This window comes from Cryobacterium cryoconiti, assembly GCF_004403065.1.
Classification (GTDB): domain Bacteria; phylum Actinomycetota; class Actinomycetes; order Actinomycetales; family Microbacteriaceae; genus Cryobacterium; species Cryobacterium cryoconiti.
Map to the genome: position 1 here is coordinate 1 of NZ_SOHA01000011.1, position 14,710 is coordinate 14,710.

The 14,710-nt window shown below is 65.7% G+C and carries 16 protein-coding genes and 1 pseudogene; 8 read left to right on the forward strand and 9 right to left on the reverse strand.

Translation table 11 applies throughout. The features are described 5' to 3' along the window. A pseudogene (locus tag E3T49_RS05315) lies at nucleotides 1–417 on the reverse strand (hypothetical protein); the annotation flags it as partial. A gap of 144 nt (nucleotides 418–561) precedes the next feature. Beyond that, nucleotides 562–954, reverse strand: a complete 393-nt coding sequence (locus tag E3T49_RS05320) for an ArsR/SmtB family transcription factor (protein ID WP_134423930.1) — start codon at nucleotides 952–954, stop codon at nucleotides 562–564. A gap of 99 nt (nucleotides 955–1,053) precedes the next feature. On the opposite strand from E3T49_RS05320, the gene E3T49_RS05325 reads away from it, so the two are divergent. The 7 genes from E3T49_RS05325 to E3T49_RS05355 all read left to right on the forward strand — a co-directional run bounded on the left by E3T49_RS05325 (nucleotide 1,054) and on the right by E3T49_RS05355 (nucleotide 7,174). Next, nucleotides 1,054–2,103 carry a permease gene (locus E3T49_RS05325; RefSeq protein ID WP_134423931.1) on the forward strand — a complete coding sequence of 350 codons (1,050 nt, stop codon included), beginning with the start codon at nucleotides 1,054–1,056 and terminating at the stop codon, nucleotides 2,101–2,103. Nucleotides 2,104–2,131: 28 nt separating this feature from the next. Continuing rightward, nucleotides 2,132–2,371: a thioredoxin family protein gene (locus E3T49_RS05330; protein WP_134423932.1), complete on the forward strand. Its 240-nt coding sequence runs from the start codon at nucleotides 2,132–2,134 to the stop codon at nucleotides 2,369–2,371. 224 nt (nucleotides 2,372–2,595) lie between these two features. After that, nucleotides 2,596–3,561, forward strand: coding sequence for a PstS family phosphate ABC transporter substrate-binding protein (locus tag E3T49_RS05335; protein WP_134423933.1), 966 nt, complete (start codon nucleotides 2,596–2,598; stop codon nucleotides 3,559–3,561). 58 nt (nucleotides 3,562–3,619) lie between these two features. Beyond that, on the forward strand, nucleotides 3,620–4,573 hold the full coding sequence (gene pstC, locus E3T49_RS05340) for a phosphate ABC transporter permease subunit PstC (RefSeq protein ID WP_134423934.1): 954 nt from the start codon (nucleotides 3,620–3,622) through the stop codon (nucleotides 4,571–4,573). Further along, nucleotides 4,573–5,487 (forward strand): phosphate ABC transporter permease PstA, encoded by a 915-nt coding sequence (gene pstA / locus E3T49_RS05345; RefSeq protein WP_134423935.1) that lies wholly within the window; start codon nucleotides 4,573–4,575, stop codon nucleotides 5,485–5,487. The genes pstC and pstA overlap by 1 nt, the downstream gene beginning before the upstream one ends. A 137-nt stretch (nucleotides 5,488–5,624) precedes the next feature. Next, a complete protein-coding gene (gene pstB, locus E3T49_RS05350) occupies nucleotides 5,625–6,398 on the forward strand; it encodes a phosphate ABC transporter ATP-binding protein PstB (protein WP_241972667.1) in 774 nt (257 codons plus the stop codon). After that, entirely contained in the window at nucleotides 6,395–7,174 is a 780-nt protein-coding gene (locus tag E3T49_RS05355; protein WP_134423937.1) for a response regulator transcription factor, read from the forward strand. The genes pstB and E3T49_RS05355 overlap by 4 nt, the downstream gene beginning before the upstream one ends. Here the strand turns inward: E3T49_RS05355 and E3T49_RS05360 are convergent. The 4 genes from E3T49_RS05360 to E3T49_RS05375 are packed head-to-tail and all read right to left on the reverse strand — an operon-like array spanning nucleotide 7,171 to nucleotide 10,933. Then, complete coding sequence (locus E3T49_RS05360) at nucleotides 7,171–8,124, reverse strand: arsenate reductase/protein-tyrosine-phosphatase family protein (protein WP_206750820.1); 954 nt, start codon at nucleotides 8,122–8,124, stop codon at nucleotides 7,171–7,173. The two genes, E3T49_RS05355 and E3T49_RS05360, sit on opposite strands and share 4 nt — an antisense overlap. Nucleotides 8,125–8,157: 33 nt before the next feature. After that, a complete protein-coding gene (locus tag E3T49_RS05365; protein WP_134423939.1) occupies nucleotides 8,158–8,484 on the reverse strand; it encodes an ArsR/SmtB family transcription factor in 327 nt (108 codons plus the stop codon). 48 nt (nucleotides 8,485–8,532) lie between these two features. Further along, nucleotides 8,533–9,573, reverse strand: coding sequence for a hemolysin family protein (locus E3T49_RS05370; RefSeq protein WP_134423940.1), 1,041 nt, complete (start codon nucleotides 9,571–9,573; stop codon nucleotides 8,533–8,535). Further along, nucleotides 9,566–10,933, reverse strand: coding sequence for a hemolysin family protein (locus tag E3T49_RS05375; protein ID WP_134423955.1), 1,368 nt, complete (start codon nucleotides 10,931–10,933; stop codon nucleotides 9,566–9,568). The genes E3T49_RS05370 and E3T49_RS05375 overlap by 8 nt, the downstream gene beginning before the upstream one ends. Before the next feature lie 222 nt (nucleotides 10,934–11,155). Between E3T49_RS05375 and E3T49_RS05380 the strand changes: the two genes are divergently transcribed. Next, complete coding sequence (locus E3T49_RS05380; RefSeq protein ID WP_134423941.1) at nucleotides 11,156–11,449, forward strand: hypothetical protein; 294 nt, start codon at nucleotides 11,156–11,158, stop codon at nucleotides 11,447–11,449. A 12-nt stretch (nucleotides 11,450–11,461) separates the two neighbouring features. On the opposite strand, the gene putP is transcribed toward E3T49_RS05380, so the two are convergent. The 3 genes from putP to E3T49_RS05395 form a co-directional block, all read right to left on the reverse strand. After that, entirely contained in the window at nucleotides 11,462–12,994 is a 1,533-nt protein-coding gene (gene putP, locus E3T49_RS05385; RefSeq protein ID WP_134423942.1) for a sodium/proline symporter PutP, read from the reverse strand. Nucleotides 12,995–13,101: 107 nt separating this feature from the next. Continuing rightward, nucleotides 13,102–13,731, reverse strand: coding sequence for an antibiotic biosynthesis monooxygenase (locus tag E3T49_RS05390; protein WP_134423943.1), 630 nt, complete (start codon nucleotides 13,729–13,731; stop codon nucleotides 13,102–13,104). 56 nt (nucleotides 13,732–13,787) lie between these two features. Continuing rightward, nucleotides 13,788–14,624 (reverse strand): exodeoxyribonuclease III, encoded by an 837-nt coding sequence (locus E3T49_RS05395; RefSeq protein WP_134423944.1) that lies wholly within the window; start codon nucleotides 14,622–14,624, stop codon nucleotides 13,788–13,790. Between the last annotated feature and the right edge of the window lie 86 nt (nucleotides 14,625–14,710).

Genomic DNA, 14,710 nt, shown 5'->3' on the forward strand with positions numbered 1-14,710 from the left:
ACGCAGCACCGCCGCCTCGAACGCCGGCTTCGCCTCCTCGGGCACCGACCAGGCCTGATTGATCACCGCCCGCGCATGCTGATAACTGATCTCCCCGGCAGCCAACGCGACCCGGGTCGCGGGGAGCTCGACGGCCAGGGCCCGGCTCTCCGCGATCAGGTTCTCCGCCGTGCGCCGCGGCACCCGGATCGTGCACGCCAACTCGCTCACGAACTCCCGCTCCGCGACCTCCGCCGCATCCCACCGCGACCCCGGCAGCCGCACGGCCGCGTTCGCCCGCGACTGCCCGAACCGCCGGCCCGCCTCGACCAGCTCCGCCCGCCGGGCAAAGGCCTGCGCGATGGCCCGCTCGGCCTCCGCGATCGCTTCGAAATGCGCCGCGAGAGCCTCCTGCTCGGCAATGAATGAGGGCTTCATAAGACACACGCTACGGGCACCCACCGACATTCCCGGCAGCATCCGCCCGGCTCCAGGTATCCTGTGGATAACCTGATCAGAAGCGCATTGTGGAGGAAAGGCCGGGCGCTGAATCGCGCCGAATTACGGTGCCGGGCACTCGTCTCAGGAGCGGATGCCCGCTGCCAGAGCCGGTTGCGCCCAGGTTCCCGTGTCGAGGGTGCGGGCGATGGCGTGGATGGCCTCTGGCACGACGCGGTAGTGCACGCTCATCCCGTGACGCTCCTTGGTGAGGATGCCGCTGGCCTGCAGTTTCTTGAGGTGATGACTGACGGTGGGCTCCGACAGTTTCACGACCGGGGCCAGGTCGCAGGTGCAGGCCTCCTGGTTCGGCTGGGCCAGGAGGTAGGCCAGCAGCTGCAGGCGCACCGGGTCGGCCAGGGCCTTCAGGCGCACCGCGAGGGCGATCGCGTCATCAATGTCAAGGGTGGCACTGTTCCCCAGCGGGCCGCAGCAGATCGGCGAGATGTCATCGAGCAGCGGAAGCGTTTTAGGCATGCCACCAGTCTGTCACCTTCTTGACAGACGTCAAAGAGGTGGTGATACTGGTAATTAGATGAACGTCGAATTAGAGGCGTTCCTGGTCAAGGAGCAGTCGTGAGCATCGCCGAACGGATACCGACCACCACGCGTGGCCGGGTCGGAATCCTGGCCGCAGGGGTGGGCCTGTGGGCCCTGGCCTATTGGGTCAATGAGTGGCTCTGGGACGTGGTGCTCTACGACGCGTTCGGTATGGACCCCGAGAGCCGGGTCACCGAGACCATCCACTTCTTCCTCTACGACTCGCTGAAGATCCTGCTGCTGCTGGCCATCATCATCTTCGCCTCCACCGTGCTGCGCTCCTTCATGAGCGTCGAGCGCACCCGCACCTTCCTCGGCGGCAAACGCGAAGGGGTCGGCAACATCCTCGCCGCGGGCCTCGGCGTGATCACCCCGTTCTGCTCCTGCAGCGCCGTGCCGGCCTTCATCGGGTTCGTCGCCGCCGGCGTGCCGATCGGCGTCACGATGAGCTTCCTGATCGCCAGCCCCCTCGTCAACGAGATCGCCATCGGGCTGCTGCTGACCCTCTTCGGCTGGCAGATCACCGCCCTCTATGTGGTGTCGGGCCTCACGATCGCGATCGTGTCCGGCTGGATCCTCGGCCGCCTGCACGTCGAAAAATGGGTGGAACCCTTCGTCTTCGACGTGAAACTCGGCGGCGAGCTGATCGACCCCTCCCTCGGTCTCACTTTCGGGCAGCGGATGCAGATGGGCGTCGAAGAGGTCAAATCCATCATCAGGAAGATCTGGATCTACCTGCTGGTCGGCATCGGCCTCGGCGCACTCATCCACGGCTGGGCGCCCGCCGAGTTCTTCACCACCTACGCCGGCCCCGACAACCCCTTCGGCGTGCTGATCGCGGTCTTCATCGGCATCCCGCTCTACTCCAACGCCGCCGGCATCATGCCGCTCGTCGCCGCCCTCTACGACAAGGGCCTCCCGATGGGCACCCTGCTCGCGTTCATGATGGCCGTCGTCGCCCTGTCGCTGCCGGAAATGATCCTGCTGCGCCGAGTGCTGAAGCCCCAACTGCTCGCGATCTTCATCACGACCACCGGCCTCGGCATCATCGCCGTCGGCTACCTCTTCAACGCCATCCTCGCCTGACCAACCACCCCTGAAAGGAACCAATCCCATGATCATCAAGATCCTCGGCCCCGGCTGCGCCAACTGCAAGAACCTCACCAAGGCCGCCACCACCGCCGTCACAGAACTCGGCCTCGACGCCACCATCGAAAAGGTCGAAGACTACGCAACCATCGTCGGCTACGGCGTGATGAGCACCCCCGCCCTGGTGATCAACGAGAAGGTCGTCGTCTCCGGCCGCGTGCCGAACCTGGCCGAGGTGCGCGCCCTCCTCACCGCCGCGAGCTAGACAGCCCGACCGGGGCAGGATGCGGATGTCACCCTGCCTCGGTGCCACCACTCCTCAAACTCCCCTTGGAGGCGAGCAGAAGCTGTACATGTATTGACAGGGTCACGTTAACTGTTGTTCACCGTGCGTTCATATAGACGATCTTCTATAGGTGACGTCGTCCGTCGGTCGGCAATCACAGTTCACGTTCGGCGGCGCCTGCCGCTAAGGAAAGGACCACGAAAGTGTCCCTGCTTTCTTTCAAGACCGCGAGTATCAGCGCAAGTGTTCTTGCTGCAACCCTGCTCCTCACCGCCTGTGGCGGCCAGACCGCTGAAACCGGCACCGACTCGGGAGCCGGCCTGTCCGGCTCCGTCACCATCGACGGCTCCTCGACGGTTGCACCGCTGAGTGAAGCCGCCGCCACCCTGTTCCGTGAGGTCGAGCCCGACGTCAACGTCACCGTCGCCACCTCCGGCACCGGCGGCGGCTTCAAGGCGTTCTGCGCCGGCGAAACCGACATCTCCGATGCCTCCCGCCCGATCAAGGACGAGGAAATCGCCGCTTGTGAAGAGGCCGGCATCGAGTACACCGAGATCGTCATCGCCAACGACGGCCTGTCCGTCGTCGTCAACCCGGAGAACGACTGGGCCAAGTGCCTGACCGTCGAGCAGCTCAAGACCATCTGGGGCCCCGAGTCCGAGGGCACCATCACCAGCTGGAACCAGGTTGACCCGTCGTTCCCCGACGAGAAGCTGTCCCTCTTCGGTGCCGGCACCGACTCGGGCACCTTCGACTACTTCACTGAGGCCATCAACGGCGAAGAGGGTGCCATTCGCACCGACTACAGCCCGTCCGAGGACGACAACATCACCGTGCAGGGTGTTTCGGGCAGCGCGGGAGCCATGGGCTTCTTCGGCCTGAGCTATGTCGAAGAGAACGAAGGCGTCATCCAGGCTGTTGAGATCGACGGCGGCGAAGGCTGCGTTTCCGCGACCGCCGAGACCGTGCAGGACGGCAGCTACCAGCCGCTCGGCCGTGAGCTGTTCATCTACGTGAACAACACCGCTTACTCGGAGAAGGAGCAGCTGCGCACCTTCGTCGACTTCTACCTGGAGAACGAAGCAGACGTCGCTGAGGCGGCCCTCTTCGTCGGCCTGACCGATGAGCAGCGGACCACGGCGCAGGACGAGCTCGCCTCACTCGGCTAGTCACACCCGCACATCAGCCATATCTGATCAATAGATTCAAGAAGGAGAGAGTGCGTTCATGAGCACACTCACCCCCGTCGGCGGCCCGGCTATCCAGCCGGGCCGCCCCGCGGTGTCCCTGCAGACCACTCGCCCCCGTTACGGCGAAGCTGTCGTTCGCGTGCTGCTGCGCGTCGCCGCGATCCTGACCGTTCTGGTCACGGCCGGCATCCTCGTAGCCCTCCTGGTTCCCTCGCTCGAGTTCTTCCGCTCGGTTTCCGTGACCGACTTCCTCTTCGGAGACCGTTGGGCACCTCGGTTCGCGGATGCCTCGTTCGGTGTGCTCCCGCTGGTCTCCGCAACCCTGTGGACCTCCGGCATCGCACTGCTCGTCGCCATCCCGCTCGGCCTCGGTGCGGCGGTCTTCCTGTCTGAGTATGCTCGACCGAGTCTTCGAAAGACGCTCAAGCCCATCCTGGAGATCCTGGCCGGGATCCCCACGGTCGTCTTCGGCCTGTTCGCCCTGCAGTTCGTTCAGGCGACAGTGTTCCGCGAGTGGTTCGACCTCAATACCGGCGCGTTCAGTGTGCTTGCCGCCGGGCTGGTGATGGGGGTGATGATCGTTCCGACTATCGCCTCGATCAGCGAGGACGCCATGTCCGCCGTTCCACTGGGAATGCGCCAGGGGTCCGCAGCACTCGGCGCGAACCGCATGCAGACCACCGTCCGGGTCGTCTTCCCCGCCGCTCTGTCCGGCATCATTGCGGCCATCGTTCTCGGCGTGTCCCGTGCCGTTGGAGAGACGATGATCGTCGCGATCGCCGCCGGCGGCCAGGCGCGAATGGTGACCGGCCCGCTCGAACAGGGTCAGACCATGACGGGGTTCATCGCCAACGCGGCACTGGGAGATTCCCGGGTCGGTTCCCTCGAGTACGACACGCTCTTCGCCGTCGGCCTACTCCTGTTCCTCGTCACGCTGCTGTTCAACTTCATCAGTATTCGTTTCGTCAGTCGCTTCCGGGAGATCTACTAATGACGCTTTTGACAACCGGTCTCGGTGCGCACATCCGCAGCGCCAGCATCAAGGGCAAGGTCAAAGGCGGCGAGAACAGCGCCCGCTCGATTCTGTTCCTGATCGTCTTGTGGCTGAGCCTGTTCGTCTCGTTCGGTGTGCTCCTGACCCTGATCATCACCACGCTCATCGACGGTGCCGGCCGGATCGATTCTCGGTTGCTCACTGAGTACCCCTCCTCCACACCGGACAAAGCGGGTCTTCGCCCGGCGATCCTCGGCTCGATCTGGGTCATCGGGGTGACCGCCCTGCTCACCATTCCCCTCGGAGTGGCCGCGGCCATCCACCTGGAAGAATTCGCGGACCGCAAGAAGTGGTTCAACCGCATGATCGAGCTCAACGTGCAGAACCTCGCGGCTGTTCCGTCGATCGTCTACGGTCTCCTCGCCCTGGGGTTCCTTGCCCTGCTGGGTGTGCAGAACAAGAACATCGTCATCGGTGGCGCCCTCGCCCTCGGTCTGCTCGTGCTCCCCGTCATCATCATCTCCACCCGTGAGGCGCTCCGGTCCGTGCCGGTCGAGATCCGTCAAGGGTCGCTGGCACTGGGCGCGACACCCCTGCAAACCGTGTGGCGGCAGACCCTGCCCGCTTCCGTGCCGGGCATTGCGACCGGAGCCATCCTCGGCCTCTCCCGCGCGCTCGGCGAGGCAGCCCCGCTCCTTGTTCTGGGGGCTCTGGTCTTCGTCAGCTTCGACCCCAACGGTCTGCTCAGCGGCTACACGACGATGCCCATCCAGATCTTCAACTGGACCTCGCGCCCGCAGGTCGAGTTCCACGAACTGGCTTCCGCAGCGAGCATCCTGCTGTTGGGAATCCTGATCGCCATGAACGGCCTCGCCATCTTTATTCGTAACCGCTACCAGCAGCGCTGGTAATCGCCAGACAGGACCCAGTGATGACCAGCAACCCCCGCTCCGCGAGCTACTCGACCAACGCCGACGACAAGCCGGCTATCCACCTCACCCCGCAGAATGGGCGCCGAGGTGGGCTCCTGCCCGATGTTCCGACCCCGATCCTGGAATGCCAGGACGTGAACGTGTTCTACGGCAACTTCCGTGCCGTGACCGGAGTCAACCTGGCCTTCGGTCAGAACGAGATCACCGCCATGATCGGCCCGTCAGGCTGCGGCAAATCTACCCTGCTGCGCTCCCTGAATCGCATGAACGACCTCATCGTGGGTGCACGCGTGGAAGGCGCCGTGACGTTCCAAGGCGAAGACATCTACGCCAAGGAGGTCGACGCCATCGAGGTGCGTCGACGGATCGGGATGGTCTTCCAGAAGCCCAATCCCTTCCCGAAGTCCATCTACGACAACATCGCCTACGGGCCGCGTGTGATCGGCATGAAGGCATCGAACATGGACGACCTCGTCGAGGAGGCCCTCACCCGGGCCGCCCTGTGGAACGAAGTCAAGGACAAGCTCAAGCAGTCCGCGTTCGGACTTTCCGGTGGGCAGCAGCAGCGTCTGTGCATCGCGCGCACGATCGCAGTGAAACCCGACGTGATCCTGATGGACGAGCCGTGCTCGTCGCTCGACCCGATTGCCACGAACAAGATCGAAGACCTCATGTTCGAGCTGCGTGAGGACTACACGATCGTCATTGTGACTCACAACATGCAACAGGCCGCGAGAGTCGCCGACCGCACGGCATTCTTCACCGCCCTTGCCAGTGAGGAAACGGGAGACCGGACCGGCCTCCTGGTCGAGTTCGACAAGACCGAGAAAATCTTCGAGTCCCCGTCGGATCAGCGCACCGAGGACTACATCTCGGGTCGGTTCGGGTGATCCTCAACAGGCCGGAAAAAACCAACACCACCTCCGTGCCGTCTCAGCGCACGCCGGCCCGGGGGATGCCCGGCGCTGTTCGCTGGCCCATCCGTGTCCTGATGATCGGCTCCGACGCGAACCTGGGCCAGGAATCCAGCACCGATCTACTGCGACAGGGCATCGAACTGCACCCCTACTCGGAGGGTGCGGCCGCACTGCTCGGCCTGAGCCAGGAGGAGCCCGCAGCGATCATCGCGCCGACCGATATGCGTGGCGTGGAGATCCTGCAGTTCATCGATGCTGTCAGTGCCTGGGCGGATGTGCCGGTCATCGTGGGTGTGGCCGGCGACACAGAATCCTACGAATTGGCATTTCACGCCCTCGAACATGGCGCCCGCGCCCTGCTGGCCCTGCCCTTCACCGCCCAGAGCCTGGCCGACACGCTCCACCAGTTGGGTGCGTACGGTCCGCGTTTGGGGGATCCGGCGCTCACCCTGACGGTTGGGCCCATCATTCTGGAACCGCAAGCATTTCGTGTCAAAGTCGACGGGAAATTCGTTGCGCTCACCCCCCGGGAGTTCCAGCTCCTGAAATATCTGATGAATGAGACGCCGCGGGTCGTGACCGCTGAAGAGCTCACCGCGGGCCACGGGATCTATGATGACGGCAGCGTGGCGGGCACCCGGGTCGCTCTGGGACGGCTGCGCAAAAAACTCCAGACGGCGTCGCCTGAGGCCGCTTCCGTACTGGAAACGGTTCGAGGGCTCGGCTATCGGGTCGCCGAAACGTCCTAACTTTCCGAAACGACGAAGCCGAGGCTGCGCATCAGCGTCTCGACACGCTCGTGGATCTCGTCACGGATCATCCTGACCTCTTCGATTGAACGGCCGGCGGGGTCAGGGATGGGCCAATCCATGTAGCGCCGGCCCGGATAGATCGGACAGGCGTCGCCGCAACCCATTGTGATGACGATATCGGCTGCCTGCACCACCTCATCGGTGAGCGGCTTGGGAAACTCCGCCAGTGTCGGCACACCGATCTCGTCCAGTACGGTGACGACCATGTCGTCCAGGACCGGTGCCGGCTGGGACCCGGCCGTGCGCACATGGACTCGTGGTCCAGCGAGCTGGCGAAGGAGGCCGGCCGCCATCTGTGACCGACCGGCATTCTGCACGCACACGAAGAGAACCTCGGGCGTCCCGGACAGGTGAAGTCCTTGCGATGTCGCGAGGGCAGATAGCCGGTCAGTAGCAAAACGGCTCGTCAACGAGGGCAAGTGACGGGTGACTTTGGCGCGTTCCTGGAGGAGCGCGTAGCTTTCGGCCACATAGCGCTGGACGGTCTCCTTGGAGAAGTACGAGCTGAATCGGTACGCCAGACGATTTGAGATCTGTTGGATGACGGGAGGCAGGCTGGTCTCGGCGGCCGCAGCCATTGTGGTCATCGCGGAGGGAGCCCGCACGAGAGCAGGAACCAACATCCGACCAAACCGGATCCACGCATCCGGCGACGGAATGTAGGCCGGGCCGTCCTGGGCCGGATTCGTCGTGGCGAGCCCGGCGTCGAGAAGAACCTGCAGATGAGCGGTAGCGTCCGGACGATCGATTCCCAGCGTCAACCCGATGGAGCCGGCCGTGTGCACCCCGTCCGGGTCGCTGACCAGGGCGCTGAGGACGCGCAGCCGCGCCGGGTCCACGAGAGCTGCAACCTGGCGTGCGCGTTCGGACGCGGCGGCCGGATCCAACGGGGGGAAAGCGGGACGGTGAGTCACGTCGGCCTAGCTCAGCAGGTCCGCGATCGCCGAGCGGCGATCCGGGGAAATGGCGTACCAGACATTGCGACCGCGCTGCTCTCTGGCCAGGAGGCCATCGTCGATCATGATTCTCAGATGATGCGAAACAGTGGGCTGTCGAAGGCCGAGGCGCTCCGCCAAGTCTCCCACCGTCGTCTCTCCGTTCGGGCTGCCATGCATCAAGCTGAGTAGTTGCAGACGGGTTGGATCGGCAATGGCGCGCAGCGTCTTGGCCAGGACCTCTGCGGCCTCTCGATCCAGAACCGATGGGGCAGGCTCCGGGGCGCTCTGCCCGAAACGTATTGCCACCATACTGACAAGCCTAATCGACGGTCGGCCGGGACGTGATGCTCGGAGCACCTACACGGTGGTGGCGTCGTCGACCTGGCCGACGAGTTCCTCGATGATGTCCTCGAGGAACAGAACGCCGGTGGCGACGCCCTCGGAGTCGTACGACGTGGCGACATGCGCGCCGAGGCGACGCATCGAGGCCAGGGCGTCTTCGAGCTCGCTGTCCCGGAACACGGTCGCCAGGCGGCGGATGCGTTTGGCCGGCACCGGCTGCGTGAACCTGTTCCCCGAGGTGAGGTCCATCACATCCTTCAGGTGCAGGTAACCCGACGGGTCGCCATCCCTGTCGGTGAGAATGTAGCGGGAGTACCCGTGGCGGGCGACCGCCTGCTGGATGTCGGCGGGCGACGCGGACGCCGGCAGGCAGACCATGTCGGTTATCGGCACCTCCACGTCGGACACTCGCTTCGAGGTGAACTCGAATGCGGCGGAGAGGGTGCCCGAGGCATCCGACAGCATGCCCTCGCGGGTGGACTGCTCCACGATGCCGGCCACCTCGTCGAGGGTGAATGCGCTGGTCGCCTCATTCTTCGGCTGCACCTTGAACAGGCGCAGCACCCCGTTCGCAAGCCAGTTCAGGCTGACGATCACGGGGCTGAAGATGCGGGCCACGAGCACGAGCGGCGGCGCCAGGATGAGCGCGGCCCGGTCGGGCACGGAGAAGGAGATGTTTTTGGGCACCATCTCGCCGAACACCACGTGCAGGAATGTCACCAGGGCGAGGGCGATCCCGAAGGCGACCACGCTGATCGCGCCCTCGGACAGCCCGGTCAGGGCGAGCGGGTACTCCAGCAGCCCGTGGATGGCCGGTTCGGAGACGTTCAGGATGAGCAGCGAACACACGGTGATGCCCAGCTGGCTGGTCGCCAGCATCAGGGTCGCGTGTTCCATCGCCCAGAGGGTCGTTTTCGCGGCCTTGCTGCCGCGCTCGGCGAGCGGCTCGATCTGGGACCGGCGGGCCGAGATCACGGCGAACTCTGCGCCGACGAAGAACGCGTTGACGATCAACAGCACGACGAGCCAGATCAGGCCCGGCCAGTACTCACTCATGGATCAGGTCCTTCTGGATTCGGGTGACGATTCGGTCGTGCCTGGTGGCCAGGCTCGGGTCATGCTCCGGGTCTGAGGGGGTGTAGCGCACGCGCTGAACCTGCACGCCATCGACCCGGTCGATGCGCAGGATGCCCCCGTCGACGGGCACCTCGTCGCCCAGTTCGGGAATGCGGTCGAGTTGGTCGGCGATGAAACCGCCGACGCTCTCGTAGTCGCCGTCCTCGGGCACGGTGACACCCGTGCGATCGAAGAGTTCGTCCGGACGCCATGCAGCGTCGAACACCACGGAACGACCCGTTCGGATGGCTCCGGCCCTGGCCCGGTCGTGCTCGTCTTCCAGTTCACCCACAAGTTCCTCGACGAGGTCCTCGAGAGTGACGATGCCGGCCGTTCCGCCGTATTCGTCGGCGACGACCGCGATCTGATAGCCCTGCTTACGCAACATCCCGAGGAGCGTGTCGACGGCCATCGACTCGGGCACGCGCAGCGCCTCCACCTTCAGCTCGTCCGCCGTGACCCGGTCACGTTCGGCAAGCGCGACAGCGAAGGCCGCCTTGACGTGCAGCACCCCGACGATGTCGTCGGAATCCCTGTCGATCACCGGGAAACGCGAGAAGCCGGTGGCCGTGGACAGGGCCACGATGCTTGCGGCGGTGTCGGTGATCTTGACCGACGACATCCGCACCCGGGGGGTCATCACGTCGTCGACGGTGTGGTCGGCGAACCGGAGGGTGCGGTGCAGCATCGCCGCGTGGTCGTTGTCGAGCACGCCCTCGAGGGCCGATCGGCGCACGAGGAAGCTGAGCTCCTCGGCGCTGCGGGCGCCGGAGAGCTCCTCCTTCGGCTCGATACCGACCAGACGGATCAGGGCGTTGGCGGTGTTGTTGAAGAGCAGGATGACGGGCTTGAACACCGTGGTGAACGCCGCTTGCAGTGGCACGACGAGTTTGGCCGTGGCCAGGGGAACGGCCAGGGCGAAGTTCTTCGGCACGAGCTCACCGATCACCATGGAGAACAGTGTCGCCACCGAAATCGCGATGACGGCGCCGAGCACCGGAACGAGGCCCTCGGGCACGCCGGCGCCCTCGAGGGGCCCGGTCAGCAACGAGGTGATGGCGGGCTCGAAGGTGAACCCGGTCAGCAGGGTGGTCAGGGTGATGCCGAGCTGCGCGCTGGACAGGTGCGTCGAGGTGATCTTCAGCGCCTTGATGGTCGGGCCGAGGCGTTTCTCGCCGCGCTCCCGCCGGGCCTCGAGCTCGTTGCGGTCGAGGGTGACCAGGGAGAACTCGGCGGCGACGAAGATGCCCGTGCCGACGGTGAGGAGCAGGCCGACCCCCACCATGGCCCACTCAAACAGCATGGGGCCCTCTCAGATTCGGGGGCAGGATGTCGAGGTGGGGCTGGATGGGCGAGGGTTTATCAGGGTCCATTGTGCTTTCAGAGTATCGGGCGGCCCGTGACCGAGGCTGGGAAACCGTCGGTGCCGGTCGCCCCGCCGGTCGTCGTCAGGTGGCCGTGATGCCGGTGGTTGCCGACTGCGTGCCTGTGCCCGAGCCCCGAGCGGCGTTACTCTGTCGGCATGAACGAGGACACTGGTGCCCACGGGCACGGCCTGGGCGCCCGCTACGTGCACTTCATCGAGTGGATGAACGGCAAGCTGGTGCGCGCGATGGGCCCGGCGAATCTGGGGCCGTACAACGACGTCGTGACGAGTATCGGGGCGGCGGTGTGCCCGGTGTGCGGTCGGCCGATGGCCGAGCACAGCATCGATCACACCACACCGAACGCGATTCTGCACTGCCCGGCAGGGCATCAGCCGGAGCCGCGGGAGGAGCCGGTCAACGAGTTCGGGATGTCCAAACCGCCCGGCTGATGCCCCAGCGCGCTACCGGGTGCGCGTGGCCCCGCTCTCCGCTGCCTGGGGTGCCTCGGGCGCCCGGTAATCGTCATGGGCCTGGGCCACGGCGGCGTCGAATTCGGCGTCGATCTCAGCGGACGGCTTGTGGGTGAGCAGGGAGACGACCACGGCGACCAGCAGGCTGGCGATGAAGCCCGGGACGATCTCGTACAGGGTGGCGCTCAGCGGCGAGTTGCCCCACGCGAAGACGACGACGGCGCCGGTGACCATGGAGGCCAGAGCGCCCCACGTGGAAAGCTTCTTCCAGTACAGGGAGAGCAGCACCACGGGACCGAAAGCCGCGCCGAACCCCGCCCAGGCGAAGCCGACCAGCTCCAGGATGGTCGCATCCCGGCCCAGTGCGATCAGTCCGGCGACGAGCGCGACGAGCAGCACGCCGAGGCGCCCGAGCATGATCAGCTGCTTCGGCGAGGCGTCTTTCTTGCCGACGATCTTGTACAGGTCCTCCACCAGTGCCGAGGAGCAGACGATCAGCTGCGACGAGATCGTGCTCATGATGGCGGCGAGCACGGCGGCCAGCACGAGACCGGCGACGAACGGGTGGAACAGGATCTGCGAGAGCAGAAGGAAGACCGTTTCCGGGTTCTCCAGGGTCAGCTCGGGGTTCTGCTGGAAGTAGGCGATGCCGATCAGCCCGGTGGCGACGGCACCGAGGGCGGTCAGGATCATCCAACCGATGCCGATCCGGCGCCCGGCCTTGGCGTCCTGCGGGCTGCGCAGCGCCATGAAGCGCACGATGATGTGCGGCTGGCCGACGTAGCCGAGGCCCCAGGCCGCGGCGGAGATGACGCCCAGGACGGAGCCACCGGCGGTCAGGGAGAGCAGGTCGGGGTTGACGACGCGGAGGGAGTCGAGGGTGGCCGTCACGCCGCCGGTGGCGCCCAGGGCAACCAGAGGCACGACGACGAGCGCGACGAGCATCAGGATGCCCTGGGCGACATCGGTGAGAGTGGCGCCGAGGAACCCGCCGAACAGCGTGTAGAGCAGCGTGACCCCGGCGACGATCAGCATGCCGGTCAGGAAGGTGGAGCCGAAGGAGTTCTCGAAGAACACACCGCCGGCCACCATGCCGGAGGACACGTAGAACGTGAAGAACACCAGGATGATCACGCCGGAGACCGAGCGCAGCAGGCGCGAGGTGTCCTTGAGCCGGTTCTCGAAGAAGCTCGGGATGGTGATGGAGTTGTTGGCAACGTGCGTGTACGAACGCAGCCGTGGGGCCACGAACTTCCAGTTCAGCCAGGCACCGATGGTCAGGCCGATGGCGATCCACGCCTCCACCAGACCGGACACGTAGATGGCGCCCGGGAGGCCGAGGAGGAGCCAGCCGGACATGTCCGACGCGCCCGCGCTCAGCGCCGCGGTTCCGGGCTTCAGGCCGCGGCCCGCGAGCATGTAGTCGTCGAGATCCTTGGTCTGCCGGAAGGCGAACCATCCGATCGCGATCATGGCGGCGAGATACAAAGTAATCGCTACGAGCTGGAAGGTCTGATCCGTCATTGGAGTCCTTTATTCGGATGCCCGGGGTGCGGGCATTCGGATGCCCGGAGTGCGGGCGGGGCAGTGGCCAAGTATCACAGACAAATGCACCCCCCTTAAACGGGGCGTCAGGGTCGGGAGGCGGGCCGCCGCATCAGCCAGGGGCGCAGCATCCGGGTGATCTGGGGCATCACCAGGAAGGTCATGGCCGGCGCCATCACGAACGTGGTGACCAGGATCTTGGGCAGGATGTCCACGTCGTGCCAGCCCGGGATGAGCCACGTTGCGAGCAGGGTGAAGGTCAGGTTGGCGGGGAAGAAGCCCATCCCGATGCTCACGGCCTGCTTCCAGCGCGGCACCTGGAACGACGGTGTGGCATTGATGTCGTCATCGTCGGAGGCGGGGGCGTCGAACCAGCCCTCGATGCCGGTGCGCTTCTCCACCCGGGCGTCGAGGATGAGGTCGTGGCCGTCGATCAGCCAGTGGGCGCGTTCCTCGGAGCCCTCCCAGGCATCCAGCTGCTCGGAGGTCGCGAAGCGGTAGAGCATGTGCCAGCTGAGGGAATCGGCGGTGGCGCGCACCCAGCCCGAGCCGAGAAAACCCGGGAATTCGCTGGCCATGTCCATGCCCCGCTGGGCCCAGCGGGTGGCTTCGGGGATGCGGGTCGGTTCGACGCGGCGGGTGACGGAGACGGTGACGGAGGTCGCCGGGCGCGCTTGTGGCGTTCCTTTGGCGTTCCCCGGGGGTACGGAAGACATTCTGCAAGTATCGCGGCTGCACCCGCGCGGGAAGTTGCCGGGACGTTTCGGGCAGGTTAGAAGATCATCGGACGGTCGTCGTCCTCGCCCTCGAGGGTCAGCTCCACGACCACGGGCACGTGGTCGCTCGGAGCATCCCCCTTGCGCTCGGCGCGGTGGATGCTCGCGGCGGTCACCAGGTCCGCGAAGGCGGGGGAGCCGAGGATGAAGTCGATCCGCATGCCCTCGTTGCGGGGGAAGGCGAGCTGCTTGTAGTCCCAGTACGTGAACCCCTCCGGAACGAGCGGGCGCACCACGTCGGTGAACCCCTCGGTCTCGAAGGCGTGGAAGGCCTCCCGCTCCGGCGGGGAGATGTGGGTGGACAGCCCGGGGATGAGCCCGGGGACGTTCTGGTCGGAGTCCAGCGGCGCCACGTTCCAGTCGCCCATCAGGGCGAGGGCCAGGTGCGGATCGGCGGTGATTTCGGCGGCGGCATGCTCTCGGAGGCGGGCCAGCCAGTCGAGTTTGTAGGCGTAGTGCGGGTCGGCGAGGGCGCGTCCGTTCGGCACGTACAGGCTCCACAAGCGCAGCTCTTCCACCGTGACGCCGAGTGCCCGGGCCTCGAGCGGCAGGCCGGGACCCTCCTGGCCTTTCAGGAAGCCGGGCATGCCGGGGAAGCCGGTGGCGACATCCGTCATCTCGTGGCGACTGGCGAAGGCCACGCCGTTCCACTGGCTGAGGCCGTGGATGGCAAGCTCGTAGCCGGCGTCCTCGAAGGCCTGCGCCGGGAACTGCTCGGGCTTGCACTTGATCTCCTGCATCGCGAGCACGTCGATGTCCTCGCGCACCATCCAGTCCACCACCCGGCCGACTCGGGCGCGGATGGAGTTCACGTTCCAGGTGGCGATGCGCATTCGTCCAGCCTATTTGACGGATGTCCCGCAACGGATGTCTCACAACGCCGCACTCGGCCGGGAACGCTCCGGCACGCCGCACGCGC

Excerpts from the sequence above, each read along its gene's own strand:
- E3T49_RS05380 (WP_134423941.1), top strand. The coding sequence starts at position 11,156 with ATGAACGAGGACACTGGTGCCCACGGGCACGGCCTGGGCGCCCGCTAC.
- pstC (WP_134423934.1), top strand. The coding sequence starts at position 3,620 with ATGAGCACACTCACCCCCGTCGGCGGCCCGGCTATCCAGCCGGGCCGC.
- E3T49_RS05395 (WP_134423944.1), bottom strand. The coding sequence starts at position 14,624 with ATGCGCATCGCCACCTGGAACGTGAACTCCATCCGCGCCCGAGTCGGC.
- E3T49_RS05390 (WP_134423943.1), bottom strand. The coding sequence starts at position 13,731 with ATGTCTTCCGTACCCCCGGGGAACGCCAAAGGAACGCCACAAGCGCGC.
- E3T49_RS05370 (WP_134423940.1), bottom strand. The coding sequence starts at position 9,573 with ATGAGTGAGTACTGGCCGGGCCTGATCTGGCTCGTCGTGCTGTTGATC.
- putP (WP_134423942.1), bottom strand. The coding sequence starts at position 12,994 with ATGACGGATCAGACCTTCCAGCTCGTAGCGATTACTTTGTATCTCGCC.
- E3T49_RS05330 (WP_134423932.1), top strand. The coding sequence starts at position 2,132 with ATGATCATCAAGATCCTCGGCCCCGGCTGCGCCAACTGCAAGAACCTC.
- E3T49_RS05365 (WP_134423939.1), bottom strand. The coding sequence starts at position 8,484 with ATGGTGGCAATACGTTTCGGGCAGAGCGCCCCGGAGCCTGCCCCATCG.
- E3T49_RS05320 (WP_134423930.1), bottom strand. The coding sequence starts at position 954 with ATGCCTAAAACGCTTCCGCTGCTCGATGACATCTCGCCGATCTGCTGC.
- pstA (WP_134423935.1), top strand. The coding sequence starts at position 4,573 with ATGACGCTTTTGACAACCGGTCTCGGTGCGCACATCCGCAGCGCCAGC.